The organism is Butyrivibrio hungatei NK4A153, from assembly GCF_000424465.1.
GTDB classification, from domain to species: domain Bacteria; phylum Bacillota; class Clostridia; order Lachnospirales; family Lachnospiraceae; genus Butyrivibrio; species Butyrivibrio hungatei_A.
The window spans coordinates 60,061-80,227 of record NZ_KE384199.1 but is presented as its reverse complement, the minus strand read 5'-3'; the positions used below and the strand labels follow the sequence as shown (position 1 = coordinate 80,227).

Annotated in this window: 17 protein-coding genes; 1 reads left to right on the top strand and 16 read right to left on the bottom strand. The window is 41.3% G+C overall.

Annotated elements, in window-relative coordinates; translation table 11 throughout:
- Window positions 1-554: 554 nt before the first annotated feature.
- The 11 genes from G628_RS0115700 to G628_RS0115650 form a co-directional block, all read right to left on the bottom strand.
- Window positions 555-1,508, bottom strand: coding sequence for an ABC transporter permease (locus G628_RS0115700; RefSeq protein WP_026668451.1), 954 nt, complete (start codon window positions 1,506-1,508; stop codon window positions 555-557).
- Between the two features lie 12 nt (window positions 1,509-1,520).
- Window positions 1,521-3,017, bottom strand: a complete 1,497-nt coding sequence (locus tag G628_RS0115695; protein ID WP_027209542.1) for a sugar ABC transporter ATP-binding protein — start codon at window positions 3,015-3,017, stop codon at window positions 1,521-1,523.
- A gap of 11 nt (window positions 3,018-3,028) precedes the next feature.
- On the bottom strand, window positions 3,029-3,976 hold the full coding sequence (locus tag G628_RS0115690) for an ABC transporter permease (RefSeq protein ID WP_026654092.1): 948 nt from the start codon (window positions 3,974-3,976) through the stop codon (window positions 3,029-3,031).
- A 138-nt stretch (window positions 3,977-4,114) separates the two neighbouring features.
- Entirely contained in the window at window positions 4,115-5,314 is a 1,200-nt protein-coding gene (locus G628_RS0115685) for a sugar ABC transporter substrate-binding protein (RefSeq protein WP_026654091.1), read from the bottom strand.
- Window positions 5,315-5,396: 82 nt separating this feature from the next.
- Window positions 5,397-5,846 carry a hypothetical protein gene (locus tag G628_RS0115680; RefSeq protein ID WP_026654090.1) on the bottom strand — a complete coding sequence of 150 codons (450 nt, stop codon included), beginning with the start codon at window positions 5,844-5,846 and terminating at the stop codon, window positions 5,397-5,399.
- Between the two features lie 144 nt (window positions 5,847-5,990).
- Window positions 5,991-6,599 (bottom strand): hypothetical protein, encoded by a 609-nt coding sequence (locus tag G628_RS17750; protein WP_034469703.1) that lies wholly within the window; start codon window positions 6,597-6,599, stop codon window positions 5,991-5,993.
- 23 nt (window positions 6,600-6,622) lie between these two features.
- Window positions 6,623-8,212 (bottom strand): response regulator transcription factor, encoded by a 1,590-nt coding sequence (locus G628_RS0115670; RefSeq protein ID WP_034501094.1) that lies wholly within the window; start codon window positions 8,210-8,212, stop codon window positions 6,623-6,625.
- A gap of 49 nt (window positions 8,213-8,261) precedes the next feature.
- On the bottom strand, window positions 8,262-10,034 hold the full coding sequence (locus G628_RS0115665; protein ID WP_027209540.1) for a cache domain-containing sensor histidine kinase: 1,773 nt from the start codon (window positions 10,032-10,034) through the stop codon (window positions 8,262-8,264).
- A 31-nt stretch (window positions 10,035-10,065) separates the two neighbouring features.
- Window positions 10,066-11,631 carry a GGDEF domain-containing protein gene (locus G628_RS0115660; protein WP_026654085.1) on the bottom strand — a complete coding sequence of 522 codons (1,566 nt, stop codon included), beginning with the start codon at window positions 11,629-11,631 and terminating at the stop codon, window positions 10,066-10,068.
- Window positions 11,632-12,151: 520 nt separating this feature from the next.
- Window positions 12,152-14,617 carry an ATP-dependent DNA helicase gene (locus G628_RS0115655; RefSeq protein ID WP_027209539.1) on the bottom strand — a complete coding sequence of 822 codons (2,466 nt, stop codon included), beginning with the start codon at window positions 14,615-14,617 and terminating at the stop codon, window positions 12,152-12,154.
- Between the two features lie 153 nt (window positions 14,618-14,770).
- On the bottom strand, window positions 14,771-14,980 hold the full coding sequence (locus G628_RS0115650) for an HPr family phosphocarrier protein (RefSeq protein WP_242827252.1): 210 nt from the start codon (window positions 14,978-14,980) through the stop codon (window positions 14,771-14,773).
- 317 nt (window positions 14,981-15,297) lie between these two features.
- On the opposite strand from G628_RS0115650, the gene thiT reads away from it, so the two are divergent.
- Complete coding sequence (gene thiT / locus G628_RS0115645) at window positions 15,298-15,999, top strand: energy-coupled thiamine transporter ThiT (RefSeq protein WP_026654082.1); 702 nt, start codon at window positions 15,298-15,300, stop codon at window positions 15,997-15,999.
- 120 nt (window positions 16,000-16,119) lie between these two features.
- On the opposite strand, the gene hflX is transcribed toward thiT, so the two are convergent.
- The 5 genes from hflX to G628_RS0115620 form a co-directional block, all read right to left on the bottom strand.
- Entirely contained in the window at window positions 16,120-17,451 is a 1,332-nt protein-coding gene (gene hflX, locus G628_RS0115640; protein ID WP_034461879.1) for a GTPase HflX, read from the bottom strand.
- Between the two features lie 318 nt (window positions 17,452-17,769).
- Window positions 17,770-18,306, bottom strand: a complete 537-nt coding sequence (locus tag G628_RS17745) for a phosphoglycerate mutase family protein (RefSeq protein WP_051199257.1) — start codon at window positions 18,304-18,306, stop codon at window positions 17,770-17,772.
- A gap of 121 nt (window positions 18,307-18,427) precedes the next feature.
- On the bottom strand, window positions 18,428-18,907 hold the full coding sequence (locus G628_RS0115630) for a GNAT family N-acetyltransferase (RefSeq protein ID WP_027209538.1): 480 nt from the start codon (window positions 18,905-18,907) through the stop codon (window positions 18,428-18,430).
- 9 nt (window positions 18,908-18,916) lie between these two features.
- The gene (locus tag G628_RS0115625; protein ID WP_027209537.1) at window positions 18,917-19,456 is read right to left on the bottom strand and encodes a flavodoxin family protein; all 540 of its coding nucleotides are present in this window, start codon (window positions 19,454-19,456) and stop codon (window positions 18,917-18,919) included.
- A 128-nt stretch (window positions 19,457-19,584) separates the two neighbouring features.
- Entirely contained in the window at window positions 19,585-20,004 is a 420-nt protein-coding gene (locus G628_RS0115620) for a GNAT family N-acetyltransferase (protein ID WP_034461877.1), read from the bottom strand.
- Window positions 20,005-20,167 lie beyond the last annotated feature (163 nt).

Sequence of the window (20,167 nt, the reverse complement as noted above, 5' to 3'; positions counted from 1 at the left end):
CGTACGTCTTCATTCTACTATCCATATGCGGTGCAAATAGCAAACCTCACACCGTACGTCTTCATTCCACCCTCCATGTGCGGTGCAAAAGACAGATCTTGCACCGTACACCTTCATTCTACTCCTCCTGTGCGGTACAAAAGACAACTCTCGCACCGTACGTCTTCATTCTACTATCCATATGCGATGCAAATAGCAAACCTCACACCGTACCGTTTGCTCGTATCTTTCCTGTACGGTGCTCCCCAATTTTTCTCCTCTGAACGCCCCTCTTGTAGGAAATGTATCCCTTATTAATTTCCTATATTCTGCCTCAACCGGTACGTATAGGCCGTCCTGCGCTTTTCATCTGCACATCCTTGTGGAGCGTATTGGGAGACAAATAGCCCCCTCATATTTACGGAACAAAGAGCTACATCCTTGCGGAACGTATTGGGAGGCAATAGCCCCCTCACATTCACACAAAAAACAACCGAGGCCCCCCGCGGGCCCCGGCTGTTATATTAAATTCTATTTGGAATATAAAGTATTCCAAATAAGGTTATTTAACTAATTTACTTAACGATCATACCTGTCTCTCTGTCGGCAAATACTGCTACCATTACGAGGAAGACAATTCCCATGATGAGCTGCTGTGTCTTGGGCTCGATACCGAGCATTACAAGTCCTGCGATAAGGATCTTGTAGGTCATTGCGCCAAGGATGATGTTGTAGAACTTAACCTTAGCACCGCCGTTAACGGGCATTCCACCAAGAACAAGTGCGATCATGATCTGTGTCTCGAGCTGATTACCTGCTGTTGAAGTAACAGATCCAACCTTGATACTGTTGATGAATGCTGCAAGTCCTGTGATCATACCTGCTGCCGCGTATACGAGCATCTTGGTCTTTTCAACTCTTACACCTGCAAATCTTGCTGCAGTCTCACCTGCACCGATAGCTTTAAGTCTGTTTCCAAGTCCTGTGTACTGGAATACAGCAAAAGCAATAAGGAGGATTGCTATCGTAAATGTAAGATTTACCGCAAGTGTGTTATAAGAAGTAATGTTTGATGCTCCGTATACGGGAGTCTTTGTTGTTGCATAAGCAACGATACCTCTTATAAGGTACATGTTACAGATAGTAACAATGAATGATGTGATCTTACGCTTTACATTGAAGAATCCGTTTATAAATCCAATGATTCCGCCTGTAAGCACACCACACAAAATTGCAAGCACTATATTGTAATTTGACAAGTAGCACACAACAACCGAGCAGATTCCCAACATAGAACCCTGTGAGAAATCAAGTCCGCCCATTGTCATAACCATAAACACGCCAACGCATGAAATAAGAAGTACATATGACTGTGACAAAAGAAGCTTAAGACTTCCCATTGAATAGAGCTGACCTTTAGTAAGTACAGCAAACAGCAACACAATGAATATAAATCCGGCAAAAGGCATTATGTTTCTTATGATTGGCCGCTCCATGAAAGGTGTTTTGATTTTTTTCTCGTTTTCCATAATCGGCCTCCCTTATACCATATTCGCAATAAGATCTGTATCTTTCAGATCTTCTGAACGTTTAAACTCACCATTCTGACGACCGTCTTTCATGATAATGATACGGTCTGCCATACCAAGCAGCTCTGAGATTTCTTCAGAGATCATGATGATAGACTTACCATTTTTTCTCATTGTATCCATCATCTGATAAATATCTGCCTTAACCTTTACGTCGATACCACGTGTAGGTGAATCAAGGATGATTATGTCTGAATCTTTACCAATCCATCTTGCCAAAACAACCTTCTGTTTGTTACCGCCGGAAAGAGCTGACATGAACTGATGCACGCCCTCCATCTTGGTACTCATCTGTTTAGCAAACTTCTCTGCAAATACTTTCTCATCCTTTGCGTGAAGAATGTGATTCTTCTTGATATTTTCAAGTGAAGGAAGACAAATATTGTCCTGAATAGTGTCATTTATTACAAGAGACTCGTTATCTCTGTCCTTCGACGCATATGCGATACTGTGATCGATAGCGGTCTTTATGTCATTTATCTTAGTTCCGTCTGCAAGAGTTACACTACCTTCTCTGTCATAAGATGCTCCAAAAAGAGCTTTTCCGACTTCATGCATACCACATTCGGAAAGACCACCGATACCGATAATCTCGCCCTTATGAAGTTCGATACTAAAGTCATCGATCTCTCCGGGTACTGTGAGGTGTTCCCCTTTTAATACAACCTCATCGGAAACTCTCTCGTTATAGTCCGTACGATAGTAGTTATTACTCATCTCACGTCCTACCATGAGCTTCTTAAGATCGTCCGTATCAACTTCCGAACTCTTAACCGTTCCGATAAACACACCGTCTCTAAGAACACTGATGTTATCTGACTGTTCTATTACTTCATCAAGATCATGTGAGATAAAGATAACGCATCTTCCGTCATCACGTGTCTGCTTCATAACCTTGAAAAGCTCGATTCTTCCTTTTTCACCTAAAGCCGTTGTAGTCTCATCGACAACAAGGATCTGTGGCTTAAAGTGTGTAGCCTTAACGATCTCGATAAGCTTTCTGTCCTCAAAATTGTAATTATCTATGAGGTCTGTAGCCTTGATGTAATTAAATCCATAGGAATCAAGAAGTTCCTGTGCTTTTTTATTCATGGCGTTTGTATTCTTTACGCCAAATTTTGTAAATTCGTCTTCTTTTCCGAGAAAGATATTCTCAGCAACGGAAAGACCTGACAATGTTCCGATTTCCTGTACGATAACCGCAACTCCCTGATAGTTTCCGTCTACCTGGTTCTTGGCATTGACTTCTTTTCCGTTTAATGTAAATGTACCGCTGTCCTTATGGTAAATTCCTGTAAGACAGGATGTAAATGTTGATTTGCCTGAACCATTCTCGCCGATCAGTGCATGGATTTCTCCCTTGAAGAAATCAAGAGTGACATGATCAACGGCATGTGTGACACCAAAGTTTTTGTCGATTTTCTCGGCATGCAATAATACTTCGCTCATGTCTGCCCCCTTTATTTAACAACTGCACCCTTAACGGGTTTAATGGTCATAGTTACGATTGCAAGAAGTACGATACCTGTTACGATATTCTGTACTGTTGTAGGAGCTCCGAGAGCAACGAATCCCTCGAACAACAATTCAATGATGAACTCTCCTATTACGATAGCTACTATCGGATGTCCGTATTTCTTGAATGCAAGTCCGAAGAACGTTCCCATAAGAGGCGGGAAGTTACGGCTCATTGATGCAAGGTTTGAAGCACTTGTCATTGATGTTCCGTATGAAATTGTAAGGATTGATTCAATTCCAACAAATAAACCGCAAAGAGTAAATGCCACAACCTTATATTTATCTACGTTAACACCCATGTTCTTGGCAACAACTTCATTTGAACCGATAGCATAGGTGTATGTTCCTATCTTTGTATACTTAAGGATGAATCCACAAAGGAAGAACGCTGCAAGTGCAAGAACAAGGTTCCAGGGATAATCTCCGAATGCTCTGTAGTCAGTTGCAAGGATTGCTTCTTTTCCGTTTGTCGCATAGATGGAAAGAGCCTCATAAACAAGAGATAATCCTGCAGTTACGATAAGAGATGAAATTCTAAGTTTGATATATACAATTCCGTTGAGAAGTCCTACAAGAACTCCGCTTACTATAGGTGCGATCAAAAGACCTGCATAACCGAACTGTTTACTCATATTTACCGCAAGCACCGATGAAAGTACGATGTTTGCGCCCACACTCATATCAAAAGGTCCCATTACGCAGATAAAATAAAGTCCACAACCACCAACTGCATAATAAAGGGCTGTTTTTAAATAGGTTTGTAATTTATTAAAATCGCCGAATGTCTGAGGTGCCAACATCTTGAAGAACGCCCAGAATACAAACGCGATAAAGATCAAAAGCAAAAGCCCGAATGCCTGGCTCTGTTTAAATTTTTGAAACTTACTCATATAATCCTCCCGCAAGAGTTTTTGGTCCAGAAACTGTTTTTTATATATGCCGTATTCTCCGGTTGCGGAAAATACGGCATATCCATGTTTTTTCCTTAAAAATATATATCTTTTATAAGCGTTTAGTTGTTTATTAAATTAGTTGCTGTGACGAGAAATAACATCGTCGATTGAAAGATTTGAAGCAGCCTTGCTGAGATCTTCGAAGCTGTATCCGGCCATCTCTACCATCTCTTCATCTGTGTAAGGATCATCATTTACAAAGTACTTCTCATAGTTTGCATAATCATCGGGTGATGATACATAAAGGTAAGGGAAGAGAATCTCATAACCAAATGTTCCTTCATCCTTTACATAGTTGCCCTTAACTGCGTTAAGTACAAGGAAGAATGCGAACAGAGGATCGCAGAAGTGTCCGCCTGACTCTGCAAACATGCCGCCTGACTTAAGCTGATCTGCAAGGTCATCAAGGAAGTCTGTCGATACAACGTCGATCTTACCTGTGAGACCTTCGTTAGCATATGCACCGATAGAACCTACAAGAGGATCTCCGCCGCCACCTGCTACGATAAGAGCGTCCATTCCGGGATTTGAATTGTAAAGTGACATAGCTGCCTTAGCACCTTCTTCTGAAGATGTGTTTGCATATACGGGCTCAGTAAGTGTAGCCTTATCATCGGGATGAGCTGTATTCCACTCTTCAACAGCCTTCTGATATCCCTTCCATCTAAGCTGGAATGTAGCATCACCAACTGTCCAAGCCTCAAGACCGATCATTCTGTCGCCCTTTTCAAGAAGGAGATTAACAAGTGTATATCCGTTTGTTACCTCATCTTCATGAACTGCACCAACATAATATTTAGAATTGCAAGCTGTCTTGTATACTTCAGGGCTGTTCTCCTCTGAAATGATACGGAAGAACTGTGCGATATATACGCCGTTTTCTGTACATGTATTGATTGCGGATGTCATCTCTGAATCAGCTGAGTTACAAATAATGATTCCCTTACATCCTGCTGCACAAAGCTGCTCAACAGAAGCTGTAACCTGCTCTGAAACGTGTCCCTGATCAACATACTGAACTTCAACGCCGTTTGCCTTTGCAGCCTTATCAACGATCTTCTTACACTGGCTTCCGAGAACGTCAGTTGAACTCCAGATTGATACACCAATCTTGATGTCGCCTGCTGCAGCGGGTGCTGCTGCGCCGTCTGCTGTTCCCCCTGAACTATCTGCAGGTGCTGCGCCACCGGCTGCCGAACCACAACCAACCAACATAGATGCAGCCATAGTTCCCGCAAGGAGCATTGCACCTAATCTTTTAATTTTCTTTTTCATAGATTTACCTCCTTTGAAAATTAAAAATATGAAATGAATATAATAATCGGTTCGTCTCAACGAATCCGACCTGGAACCTTATTTACTTTTTGAGACCTTTTACTTCAAAGCTTTTACTGGTCTCATCTCCGAAAACAACACCCGCCGAATCAGCTGCCGTTTCGTCATATGTAACGGAAACAACCACTTCATCTCCGTTAGAGAGTTCTTTATTCTTATCTATGCTTACCGAAATGGATGAAACAGCATTTATATACTTTGTGAGTTCGGTAAGATCTCCGAGTTCATCGAGCTCCTCAATCTTCTCTTTTCCTCCGACCATCTCTGTTTCCATTCCGTCGTAGTCGACATTTACAAACGCGGTGCCTTCACCGTTTTTGCCGTTAAAGTCAACAGTCACATAATCAAGAATATTTGTGATTCCGTCGGTTGTATTTATCTGTGTTTTTTTCTCCGCACCGCAACCTGCAAGTGCAAGAAGTATGCTCATCCCTGCTGTCGCAAGTACTACAGTTTTTCTAAATTTAAACACCGATTATCCCCTCCCGAAAGAAGTTATTCTTTTTTCGCTCTGTAAAAAACGAAAAGCTTTGCAAACAGAAATGAAATAATATTTCTTGTTTACAAAGCTATTCTATCAATTTAATTATTTTTTAATTAGCACAATTTAGAAAATCTAACTATCACTTTTTTGAAAAAGTGATAAATCCCGCTCCACTGCGCGTTTTAGCACTGTATAAACAATAAATACATAGACAAATCCGATGCAAGCCGTCAAAAATTGAAACACAGAAAACGTCTTCTGAAACACAGGCAATTTATTTCTCAAAGGGCTCTGCTCCGGAATAAATGCCGGAAGCAGCCACATAGAGATCGTGGCGCCCATAAACACGCCTTTTGCCAGTGAACACAGGATTGCCCTTGCCATGTTTGATATCCGAAACACATTGTTTCCGGAACCCATAAATGACTTTTTGAAAAGAAATTCCACCGCCACGGCAAGCACGATATTTCCCAGCATTATGAAAATGATTATTGCGGGAACTGCCATCATAACGGGACTCATCGCGATCATATACGCAGTAATCGGAGTGATGATGCTCAAAATAATCCCACAAGGCAGGTTGACCATAAGCACCGCAAGAACTATACACGTGTTAACGATCGGGCCTGTAATAAAAATGCTAAGATTTTTAAAAACCTGACTTACGATACAGATTGCCAGAAGAACCGCCGTTGTCGCAATCTGCCTCGTTCCAAACTTACTTTCTTTTGTTTTTCCCATTTTCCCACCTCTGCTTTTTTCGTCTATTGCATATTCTTCTTCCTGTATTCGCTGGGACTTATACCCTCAAGTCTTCTAAACACGCGGCTGAAGTAGTTATAGTCATCATATCCGACTTCGAAAGAGATCGCTTCAAGCTTGTTCTTTTCATCTTCCATAAGCTTTTTTGCCCTGTCCATACGACATCTTGTGATATAGGTCGTGATTGTCTCGTTGTATTTCTGTGAGAACTTACGTGAAAGATAGCTGGGCTCGACAAAGAACTGCTCCGCAAGCCCCGACAGAGACAGATGTTCCATATAATGTGTCTCTATGTAATCCCTGATATTCTCAACCTGACTGCTTATGGAGTTATTCTCATTTGCAGACTCTCCCTGCGCTATGGAAAGAGCAAGCTCCATATTGTCAGTTATTATCTCTTTATTAAGTGAACGAAGTCCGTAGTTTATCGCATCCTGAACTTCCTCATAGGTCCGCTCATCGCTGTTCTTGTCAGAATCCGCTATTGTATTGAGCGCTCCGGTCGTAAACTGCGTAACTTCAAAAAGACTCCACTTCTGTTCGTCGCACTTATCAAGCCCCGCCGTTTCCATAAGAACGGTCTTTGCGCGTCCGATATCTCCTTTTCCTAGACTGTCGACAAGAAGCGATTCGATACAGCTTGTATATCTGTCGTTAAAAGCCGATGCTTTCCTGCTGCCCGTGCACACTACCGTGCTATGCTCACGTCCAAAAGGCCTTGTGACAAGATTTGCGATCATCTCTCTGTAAACAGCGGCGATATCATCGAGCGAAGTCGCCTTGTCATGTAGCACTATGGTAATAGGTCCCTGTTCTTCAACAGGAAATGCCTCAAGAATGCGGTCAGCGATAAAATGTAGCCTCGTCGGCGTCGCATTGAGCTCTATCACGAACTCATTTACCTTATCGGTGTAGTTGAAAACGATGGTTCTTTCATTTCCGACAATCTTGCGAAGTTTTTCTTTCAGGCTGTATGACATGCGAAGCACATCTTTTTCATAGCTCTGCTTCAAGATCTCAACATCGTGAAACTTCACAAGGATAGTAGACATTTCGGAAAAGACCTTTGTGCTCGGAACATGGAAATCTTTTCCCGGTCTGAATAGTTTGCCGTTTAAAAGAGATGAGAATTCATCATCCTCAAGAAATGATGAAACATATGTCTCCCTAAGGCGACTGTCCTCTTTTACCGCTTTCTCCGCTTCTCTTTCCTCAAGTGTCTTGAGCGCTTTGCTGAGAGAATCAACAAGCTGTTCCCTGCTCACAGGTTTTAGAAGATAGTCGATACCTCCGGACATAAAGACGCCTTTTACCTTCTGGAAATCATCATATCCGCTTACAGCCAGTGTAATGATATCCGGATATTCCTCTTTTACCCTGTCAAGAAGCTCAAGGCCGCTCAAAAACGGCATATTGATATCCGTGATCAGAATATCCGGCTTCTCTTTCGGAATTCTCTCAAGCACTTCTTCCCCATCACATGCAGGCTCGAGGAATTCTATGGAATAGTCCTCCCACGGTAACATACATCTTATATTTTCACGGCTCCAAAGTTCATCATCTGCCGCCAATACCCTATACTTTGCCTTCACCCTAATTGCCTCCTCAATATATCTGCCGCGCCGCAGTCTCCTTGCGACGTCAATCAATATCTGTAACCATCTTTACCGTCGGCAATATGATAATTGCCCTGGTTCCCGTTTTCTGATCACTTTCGTAGTGAATACCGTAATTGTTCCCATATACATTTTTGATGCGGGCATTAACATTCATAATACCAATGGAGCGCCCCATCTCAATTCGCCCTATATCAGCCTTTTCAAGCTGTTCATTCATCGCATCCGCGTCCATTCCGGCGCCGTTATCTTCTATTGTAACAAACAATCTTCCGTCATTGTGCTTTGCCGTGATTATAAGCTCTTTGTCTTTTCTCCTTGTCATACGAAGCCCGTGCTGAAGCGCATTTTCCACTATAGGCTGAAGCGTGTCCGTATCAATGTGATAAGTGTATTTTACGGAGTTGCCGTTACGCACATCCATAACATACAGATAATTTCGAACATGCGCCATCTCCTGCTGCAATGTCGCCTGAGTGTCGGAAATATCAAGACTGTACCTGAAAATAGCTGAAAGAGACTGACACAGACCGCTCACAAGCATACAATCCTGCGAAGCGGCTATTCCGCTCATCGTATCAAGCGTATTATAGAGAAAGTGAGGATTTATCTGCGCCTGCAGAACTTTGTACTGCGTTCGTTCCATCAGTACTTTAGCCTCATATTCCTCCTCGACCATCTTCTGAATCCTGTCGAGCATTTCGTTGAACTCTTCCCCCATTACCTTGAGTTCATCGCTCCATCCGTCCGTCTTAACTCTAAGCTCTTTTTCTCCGTTCTTGATCCTTATCATCGTACTGCTGAGCGCTTCCACGGGTCTGTAGATAAATCCCGAAATAAGCGTTCCAAGAAAAAGCATCAGCAAAATGATTATTCCCGCTATAACCAAAAGAGTTCGAACCAACGCACTCTGAGTTTCAAGAAGCAGTGACTGCGGCGTCAGCATAACTATATGAAGGTTATACTTTCTCAAAGCGATGCTGTTCAGATAAAAAGATCCATATTCATTTTCAAATTCCGGAAATTCATTTGAAGCGGTTGCAATTGTCTGTGTCAAATCGGAAAAGATCCTGCTCTCTTCCTTTGTGATATTCCCAACCTGAGCAATAGAAATATCTCCTCTTGGCTGGAGCCACACGTACACATCTCTTGATGAAATATATTTGCTCATAAGGTCAGATATATTCTGTGCATTAAAATCACAAACTATATATCCGTATTGAGTTCTTTTATCATCATATGTATGGAGTTTAAGACAAAACCGCAAAATATCGCTATCTGCGACTTCGTTATGATATCCCGAGATCATGACCGCATAATCATCCGACTCAAGATATCTTTTTAGATGAGATTCATTGACATATTGCTCGCCCGCGTAAAGATCGTTTGGATACGCAATAGGCTGTTTTCTCCATGAACTGATCAGCTTATCCTCATTGTTGTAAATATACATGGCAAAAAGCTGATCTGCAGAATCGAAGCGCGCTTCAGAAAGGCGCCAAGCGCTCCAATAATAATTCAATATCTCGCCCTGCGCCGAACTGTCCCTTCTCATAGCGGCAATTAGTTCAGTTTCCGTATAGATGGTCTGCATCTTTACAATAAGTCCGTGAATATACGAATTAAGCTCGTTCTCAATACGCTGAAGCGTCTCATCGTTATTCAAAAGACTTTCTCTTCTGATCTGCTGTCTGGATGTCACTTCAAACGCGACCGTCTGCGCGATCACTGCAAAAAGTGTGCATCCTATGACCATGCTGAGAATTGCACGACGCATTGTCCATTTGATTTTTCTCATAACCCGCCCTTATTCCCCAATAAGGATAAAATCAACTGTATTTTGCTTCGTCCAGCGATTCCTGAGAAATAAGTGCCTTGTGAAGCATAACAATTTCGCCCTTCCTATGCTCTTTTACCTCATAAAGAGCATTATCTGCGGCATACATGTAATCCCATAGTTTGTTTGTTGACACGGGAATAGAGTTGCATATTCCCTGTGATATCGTAACCAGCTTACCGTACTCATGTGAAGGAGCCACCAGATTATGTTCTTTTATACCCATTCTGATATTTGAAGCATACCACATAACTTCTTCATCAGTCATATCTTCATAAACAATAACGAACTCATCTCCGCCGTATCTAAATGCGTGTATCCTGTCGTTACTGCTGCATTTTTCAGTTATTATCTCTGCTATTGTCTTAAGGCAGGTATCTCCGGCCTGATGTCCGAAAGTATCATTGTACTGTTTGAAATTATCAACATCGAGAATCTCAACAGCGAGAGACTTCTGATTTGCATATGCCGCATCAAAAGCTTTATCCGCATATTCATTGAGACCGTATCTGTTTCCGAGTCCCGTAAGCGAATCCGTCTCAGCTTTTTTCATAAGAGCTAAATTCTCACGCTCCATCTCACTGAGCTTAGCCCTGATCTCGGTAAAGAACTTGTAGTTTACGATACCTTCTTTTTCCTGAGCCATTGAATGAATATAGAATTCTTCATGTGCCTCATGCATCTTCTCTACATTATTCATCTGAGTATACAATTCGCATTTGATCTTGGCGTATTGCTTTTTCAGATATGCAATATTTATGTCATCTACCGATTCCTTGATGTTATCCACAATATCGGAAACTTTTTCAAGCTGGCCTATCTTCATATAGAAGCGGCACACTGCATAAATATCATCAATATTATCAATGGAAAATCTTTCCGAACAAAGCGTCTTATAAAGATTATCTGAATATTTCTCAAATTCTTCCATATTTCCAAGTGCATAATTCCCCCGCATTCTCACACCCTGAACAAGAATGTCCTGGAAATACTCACTTCGAACTCTCGGATCAGATTCAAGTCTGTTTATGGCAAGCAAACACTTCTTAATAGATTCAGGTTTATTCATGGCCAAATAAGCGTCGGCTTCGTAGCAATAGCAAAAAAGAATATTCAAATAATACAAGCTGTCTTCTTTATTTCTTCTGACATGTTTATACCCGGACTGAGTGTAAGAAAGCGCGGTCTTATATTCGCCTATTGATTGATAAATTACTCCAATATTACACTCAATAAAACCGACTGCAGAACTCTTCTCAAGTTCACTGCAATCTCTTATTCCCGTCATAAAGAAATCAAGCGCCAGCTCAATATTGCCGTGGTTAATGGCGTCAATACCAAGAAGATTGTAGCATCTTACGATATACTCCTTATCTCCGCATATCTGTAAATACTCGATCGCCTTCAAAAGATTCGCATTAAAATTAAGATACTCTGCGCTCACGCGATAATACGCATCAGCGAGATAATAATAGGAATATCCCAAAAGATTAACATCATCGATCTCTTTGGCTTTTTGAAGGAGTTTGTCACTTGCGTCAACATAACTATCTGCCATACTTGCTCTGGCAGTCATCACTTCACGATTTAAAGTTTGAACTTCGTTATCATAGTTTTGAATATTCATGTACCTGTAACCCATTTAAAAAAAGCAAAAATACGCTATTCTGATTATTTCTAATTTTATATCATACTTTTCAGTCTTGCAAGATGAATGAACGCACCTGACACAAGTGACAGGTAAAAAATGTGGTTTACATATATTGCTTGACCTACTCGGTCATAAGATTACTTTTGCACTGTATTCCGCTTAATTTTACCACAGCACATAACCCCTGTTATTTCGGGGCTTCCCGTATATCAGTTTGTGAGTAATCCCCCATTTCCACAAAGTTATCCACATGACATTAACGTCATTCATATATGACTTTTGTATGATTTTTCGGTCATTATACCAAATTGTGTAGTATATAGAAACAATTCAGTATAATGTCAGGTTTACATAAATTTGTATTTTTGATTTATATGTAAACCTACTACTTCATTTTCCACCAATATAACGTCAATATCAGCTCTTTTTAATCATCAAACCCGCTCCAAAACTGTGATATCGCCTCTTTGACCGTAGTAGTCAAAACAGCCTTCATTTTTATCCACTCTCTCGGGAAAAGCGCTCTGTATCCGGCTTGCGTGAATCTGTCATCAAGAAGAGCCACTACTCCCTTGTCTTCTTCCGTTCTTATAACTCTTCCGGCAGCCTGAAGAACTTTGTTCATTCCGGGATATCTGTAGGCATAATCAAATCCGTCAACGCCCTTTTCCTCAAAGTAATTACGCAGTATCTCGCGCTCATTGCAAACAAGCGGTATTCCCGTTCCGACAACTATTACTCCTATAAGGCTGTCATTCTTAAGGTCGATTCCTTCGCTGAATATTCCGCCCATAACACAAAATCCAAGAATATTCCTGTCTTCCTCAACCTCTATGTCCATGTGTATGTATTCATTAAGATCGACATTGTTTCCCTCTGAGAATCTGTCAAGGAATGACTCTCTGGCTTCCTCCGTCATATAGCTTTTTTGAACCAGAAGCTCAGTTGCTTCGCTATTGCAGAACTCTCTTTCATAAATGTCGTAAACCTCATCCAAAAAACTGTGTGAAGGGAAAAATATAAGGTAATTCCCGCCCCTTGCATCAACAATATTGTGGATATATGAAGCGATATTGTAGTACTGCTCGCTGCTTCGCTTTGAATACCTGCTGGTCACATCCCTTCCCACAAAAACTCCAAGTCTGTTTGGATCAAATACGGATTTTGCGTAGATCTCGAAATCCTCGTCCGTTCCTCCGAGCAGCTTCTTGTAATACTGTATGGGAAGAAGTGTCGCGGAAAAGAGAATCGACGAACGTCCACGCCCCATACATTCAGCAAGGTTCAAGGAAGGATCGACACATGAAAGCCTCAGTATAAAGCTTCCGTCCTCCGCAAATTCGCTGTAAATCACATAATGATCGTCTACCTTGTCATATATTGTAAGAAATCTTGAAATATCAAAATAAAACAGCAAGAGCTCGTCTCTGCAAGGGCCTGTCGTGTGTTCCTCAAGATACTCCGACAATATTCCCAACAAGCGGTTTAAGGCATTTACAAACTTTTCTATGCTGTCTATAACAGTACAACCGTCGCAATTTCTTTTTAGCTCCAAAAGTTCCTTGTTGCACTTATCAAGATGTCCCGCGATTCTGGGATGAAACTCCTTTATCGTGCTCTTTAATTCCAAGAAGCTCTCTTTGCGAAGAGCCGCACTGTACATGTCCCTTCCCCTGTCCAGAAGATTGTGCGTCTCATCGACCAAGAATACGTAATCAGATTTAACTCCGTCAGCAAAAAATCTGCGAAGATACACGAAAGGGTCGAAAACATAGTTATAGTCGCAGATAACGCCATCAGCCCAAAGGCTCATGTCCAGCGACATCTCAAACGGGCATACTTTGTGTTTCTCCGCATACTTTACTATCTTTTCCCTGTCAAAAGAGTCCTCGTTCGTCAAAAGGTCGTATATCGCATCGTTTATCCTGTCATAATGGCCGTTTGCATACGGACAGGCCTCGGGATTGCATTCTCTTTTATCTTCTTCCAAGAAGCAGATCTTATCTCTCGCCGTTATAGTCACGGTCTTAAACTTAAGATTCTGTGACTCTCTCAGTGTATTGTAAGCGTCTTCCGCAACGGTCCTTGTTATCGTCTTGGCTGTCAGATAGAAGATCTTGGACGTTTTCCCCTCTCCCATTGCCTTAACAGTGGGAAAAACAGTCGTGATCGTCTTGCCCGTTCCCGTAGGTGCCTCAAGAAAAAGCTTTTTTCCATGGACAATAGTCCTGTAAACGCCGGCGGCAAGCTCTTTTTGACCATCTCTGTACGAAAAAGGAAACTGCACAGCCTTTATAGACTTTGTTCTTATCTCGTTCCACTCAAACTCAAAGTCTGACCACTTCAAATATTTTTTTATAAGATTTTCAAACCATGCTGTTATTTCTTCAGATGAGTACTTGAAGTCAAAATACTTCATTTCTTCAGTATCCATGTTACAATAACTCATTCTGACTTTGATTCCGGGACAGTTCTTTTGCCCCAAATAGATCGCGGCGTAACACTTCGCCTGCGCAAGATGGACTTCAACCGGCTCTTTCATCTTATTAAGGTCTCTGTACGTTCCCTTAATCTCATCAACGAGAGGGAGCTCTTTTCCGGCCTCAAAAAGAGATTCCTGAGCATCGTATGAAGTTTCATTAAAGAATTTATCCAAAATACCGTCGGCACGGCCTTCTATAACAAGGTCGTATCTGCCCGTGTTATACGTATACTTGAGCGGCACTTCGGCATGATAATCAGGTCCCATGCTCTTTTGTATCATGCGATGTATTCTGCTGCCTTCCTGCATCGCGTCGGCGGAAACCTGATGTATTCTGTTGTCTATGCTTCCGCTTCGCAGTACAAACTCAACAAGCCTGCGGACTGAAATTTCTATCGAATAGTTTTCCATAATAGTAAAACTCCCCATGGCATATTTTATACCATGGAGAGCTTTACTACCACAATGAACAATTATTTTCTTATTTGAAAGGTATTACTCAACCTCTCATGATAAGTATACTGAATCGTTCAAAATTAATCAAATGATGAACGTTTCATTCAATTAGCTGGCAATTGCCAATTTCTGTAAAAAATTCTCAAAATCGCTGTTGTATCCGCGATACTCTACTGTAAGAGTCTGTGAAAGATCAAGTCCAAATACTCCGAGGATCGACTTAGCATCCACAACATATCTGTTATAATATATATCTACATCGAAGTCACACTTAGTTGCGGCATTGACGAAGTCCTGTACCTGATTAGGGCTCAACATAATGTTTCTCTTAATACATCCTAACATCAAATGTTACTTCCTTTCTGTACCACTTGCACTACTTAAATTTAACCTATAAAAATATACATGCTCTGAAAGGAAATGTAAATGGAAATTTGTTAAAATACTGTGAAAAAATTGCGGAGAATTTATGTCTTTATTATTACCCGGATTTCTTTTCCCAATGTAAAATATTGAACAAATGCCCGAAAACATTGACAAATCGCAATACTGATAGTTTAATTGATATAAAATCATAACTTGAATATAAGACTACATTTTTTCAATGTGGCTTGCCATTAAGGAGGAAAAAAGCAATGAATCTTTTTCTTGAAGAAATCTCATCTGATGAGGGCGTGGTATACAATTTAACTCCCATGGGATATGTAGGTCTGGTATTTATGATACTTGCTGCACTTGCAATAATGAGCTTCTTCGTAAATAAGGACGGCAAGGGAAAACTCAGCATCAAGCAGATCACGGTATCCGGACTTTGCCTTGCTCTTGCATTCGTTCTTTCTCACTTCAAATTTGCAAAGCTCCCGATGGGCGGCTCAATAACACTTTTCAGCATGTTTTTCGTCACATATATCGGATATATTTACGGTCCCAGAGTCAGCATAGCTTCAGGTATTGCTTACGGGCTTTTGCAGCTCATTGAAGACCCTTATATAGTAAGTATTCCACAGCTTTTTTGTGACTATATCCTCGCCTTCGGCGCACTTGGCCTTGGCGGATTATTCTATGAAAAGAAATACGGCATGATAAAAGGTTATATCACCGGAGTTCTCGGTCGTTACTTCTTTGCAGTATTATCAGGCGTAATATTCTTTGCTTACTACGCACCCGAAGGAACATCACCGATTGTTTACAGCATCACTTACAACGCAACATACATCGTACCTGAATGTATCATTACTGTAATTATCCTGTGTATTCCCGTTGTTAAGAGCACTCTCAAGCGTATCAAGATGGAAGCAAACGAAAAAGATATCAGAAAGGCCGTCCAGCTTGGTTAATCGAAGCTACATCAAGAAATAAAAGAACATTTTCCAACAGATAAAAGAAGATCATCGAACCATTTCCGTCTGATGATCTTCTTTATTATGCTCTATGTAATAATATTCCGATTCATTTAATCAACTCACTATAAACTCACTATACTGTGAAATATCAGCCCTTTGAAGCATCGCTTTAATGCGAATTCCGGAGGTTTCATATTTCGTCTCTTTCACAACACCTCTGTTTTCAAGGATATTCACTATGCTTCCCTCTGTATACGGAAGAAGAAGCTCGCATTCCTTCTCACCTTCGCTTAACTTTCTCTCTATTGCTGCGATAAGTTCATCAAGAGAAACGTCATCTTTTGCACAGATATAGATTCTGTCGCCCGAAGCCTTCGGAATCTCCATAATAAGGCGTCCGTTCTCCTCCTGTTCTCTCTGAACAAGATCGGACTTATTAAATACATATATTATAGGAATATCTCCTGCGCCAATCTCAGCAAGAGTTTTCTCTGTTATTTCCATATGGAATCTGTATTCGGGATCCGAAAAATCAATCACTTCCAACAAAACGTCTGCGTACTTTGCTTCTTCGAGCGTTGACCGAAATGCTTTGACAAGTGCGTGCGGAAGTTCGCTTATAAAACCTACCGTATCGGAAAGCAAAAATGGTCTTCTTCCTGTAGGAGTTATCTTTCTGACAGTTGTGTCAAGTGTCGCAAACAGCATATCTTTTTCAAGGACAGTTTTGTCATCTGCGCTCTCCGCGCCATACAAGCGAAGCAAGTTATTCATAACCGTTGATTTACCTGCATTTGTATAACCGACAAGCGCGACACGTGCAATATTTGATCTAAGTCTTCTGTTCCTCTGAGTCGTTCTTTCTTTTTCAAGATTTTTGAGTTCGTTTGAGAGTTCACTTATTCTGTGTTCTATACGTCTTCTGTCAAGCTCAAGTTGCTTCTCGCCGGATCCCTTATTTGAAAGTCTTCCGCTTCCGCCGCCCTGTCTTGAAAGAGTCTTCCCCATTCCGACAAGCCTTGGGAGCATGTACTGAAGCTGCGCCGACTCAACCTGGAGCCTTGCTTCCCTTGTTCCCGCTCTCTTTGCAAAGATCTGCAAGATAAGTCCCGTCCTGTCGATAACTTCCGTATCAAGTATCTTCTCAAGATTCCTTACCTGCATGGGTGAAAGCGAATCGTTGAAGATAATAATGCTTGCATCCAGCACATCAAGCGCTGCCGCAATCTCCTGCACCTTGCCGCTTCCTATATATGTACCTTTATCCGGAGCATTGAGCGCCTGAGTCACCGTCGATGCAACCTCAATGTCTATAGCCTTCGTCAGCTCTTTCAGCTCATCCATCGAGCGCTCAAACTCATCATCGCTCCTGCCCGTGTTGAGCCCCACCAGGATGGCTCTTACGGTATCTATTTTTTGGGTGTTTTCATATAATTCGTTTTTCATGTTTTATTGTTCCTTGCTGTTGCGCCTTTTTGTTGTTTATGACTTTTTGCACCGTATGATTTTATTGTAGCTATCCTGTACGGTACGATTTTTGGCTTTTGCACCGTAGGGTTTCATTCCAGCTATTATGTACGGTGCGATTTTTGCTTTTCACACCGTACATCTTCTTTTCAGCTATTCCGTGCGGTGGCATTCTTGTTTTTCACACCGTACATCTTCTTTTCAGCTATTCCGTGCGGTGGCATTCTTGTTTTTCACACCGTACAGCTATCTTCCGGTAATTCTGTACTGTGCTCCTGCATAACACTCTCTGCAAATTCATAATTTCGCTTCTACAAACTCACCATTTGAAAAACCTAAAGTTTTTCCGGCAACCACAGAGCCCTTATTCTTCATTACTTTCAAAAGAGTAATCATAAAAAAACCGTGTGTAACCACTGCGCAGTCTTCATTTTTTGCAATAAGGCCATCTACAAACTTCTCTGCTCTGATTATAGTATCTTTTTGGCTTTCTTTCTGCCTTTTACTGTTAAACAGCCATTGCAAACGGCATGAAATACTCCAAAATGCAAAAGGCATCTTTAATTTCGTGCTTATACTCGCGGATATAGGAACTTCGTCTATAAGATCTGTAGCGATATACTCCCGCTCTCCAAACACAGCTTTTGCCGTTTCCAGTGTTCTTGGTAAAGAACTGACATAATATGTCTTATAATCCCTTTGCGGAACATCATATTTTGCAGAAATTATAGGAGCATGATTGTACGCCTCAAAATCATGATTAACTTCTTCCGAATTGCTCCATTTTCTTATATTATAATCAACTGTCCCATGCCTGATTATCAAAATATTCAAAGCCTTTTTCCTCGTAACTTATCTGCAACAATGACTAGTTCTGTTGCCATATGATACCGCATGCTTCGCTATATGCCTTATATTCTTCATTATAGTCACATCAACAATCTACACAAAGCTCTCAAACTTCCCTGACGAGCAAAATCTCAATCTCTTCAGTTCCTTCAACAAACTGCTTCTTACCGCTTTCAATAAAGCCGTAAGCTTTGTAGAAATCTATGGCATCCATATTCTTCTCAAGTACCCAAAGCCTGTCTACGCTAAATTCTTTAATCGCAAATTTTAACAAAGCAGAACCAACGCCCTGTCCCCAGAAGAAATAATCCACATAGAGTTCGACAACCTCACTGCCCTCAACGTGGATGAGGCCTTTAACTATTCCGTCGTCGTAAACCCAAATATTATCTAATATTCTTGCCGGTTGGCTGTCAGAATCATTGCTTTCACAGCACTCCATGTACTGCTTAGCCACATCCAGTACTTGCAGTTCACCAAAAGAAAACTCATCATTGTGAAAGATTGTTCTATACTTCATTCTTTTCACAAATACGAGTATCTCCGCTATTCTTGATATATCTTGTTCCTTTGCTCTTCTTATCATAAAAATCGCTCAAATCCCCTTGCAGAACTCAACTATCTCCTGCTTCCTCGGCTCGACGTCTTCCTTATATTCTATAGAACACAAACCTATACTTCCGCAGGATTCAATCTCGAGATGTCCGTAGAAGTGCTCGATGCTTTGGATAATTTTCTCGCACTCGTGCATTCCGGGGCCTGTTCTGAGCGCGATGCTGTAGCCCTTTTTACCTGATGAGATCTTGGCATGTGGCTCGTGGGTATTGCACCAAGGCGTGCATCTGTCGATGAAAGCCTTGTACTCTCCCGGAATGTCAGCCCAATAGGACGGCGAAACGGAAACAATAACATCTGCGCTGTCAAACTCTTGCATTATCTTATTCACATCATCGTCCATAACGCACTTTGCCGTAGTATGACAGGTTCTGCATCCTTTGCAAAAAGAAAAAGAGTAATCATCTATACATATCTCTTTTACTTCATATCTATCGGCCAGCTCCGCAGATACTATCCCTGCAATCGTGGCCGTAGCCCCTGTTTTCACAGGACTGCAATTTATTATAAGCGCCTTCATTCAAGCCTCCCATCACTACGTCTTTAAAATTGAATATCATATTCTTTAAAATTGAATATCATATTCTTTATTCTAAATAAAAGTATCTTGCCCCTTATAAAACCTTATAAAATACTTCTATAGACTTTTCACGTATATATAAGCTTCCTCAGCGCCGGGCCGGAATTCTCGCACGGAAGAGCAGTGAAGCCCATCTTTTCATAGAAGCCCTCTTTTCCCTTGGCGGCAATCAACTGAATACTGAGCCTTGCGCCCTTGGGAGCGGACTTTTCAATAAGTGAAACAAGCTTATTTATTATACCGGCCCCAATATTCCGACCTTGATATTCAGGTCTTACAGTCACATCAACTATGGTCATGTACATGCCATCTCCTACGACGCTTCCCATACCGACTGCCTTTTCGCCATCTTTGGCAAGGACAAAATAGTCTCTTTTTGCCAAAGCTTTTTCTGACTGCTCCTTACAGAAGTTCTCCCAGCCGACCGAGGCCCTGAGCTCATAGTATGTTTCAATGTCCGGTTTTTCTTCGTAGAATCTGATTTCCATAGCCGCCCTCTTTTCTTAGTACAGTGTCTTGCAGACTTTTGATCAATTAATTGTCAACGCAACGCTTTCAATCAACATTTCTAACTATTATAAGTAATGAATACCATACACTCAATAAACTTTTTTCAATTTACCTGCATGCAGTGTTAATATTATACTTATG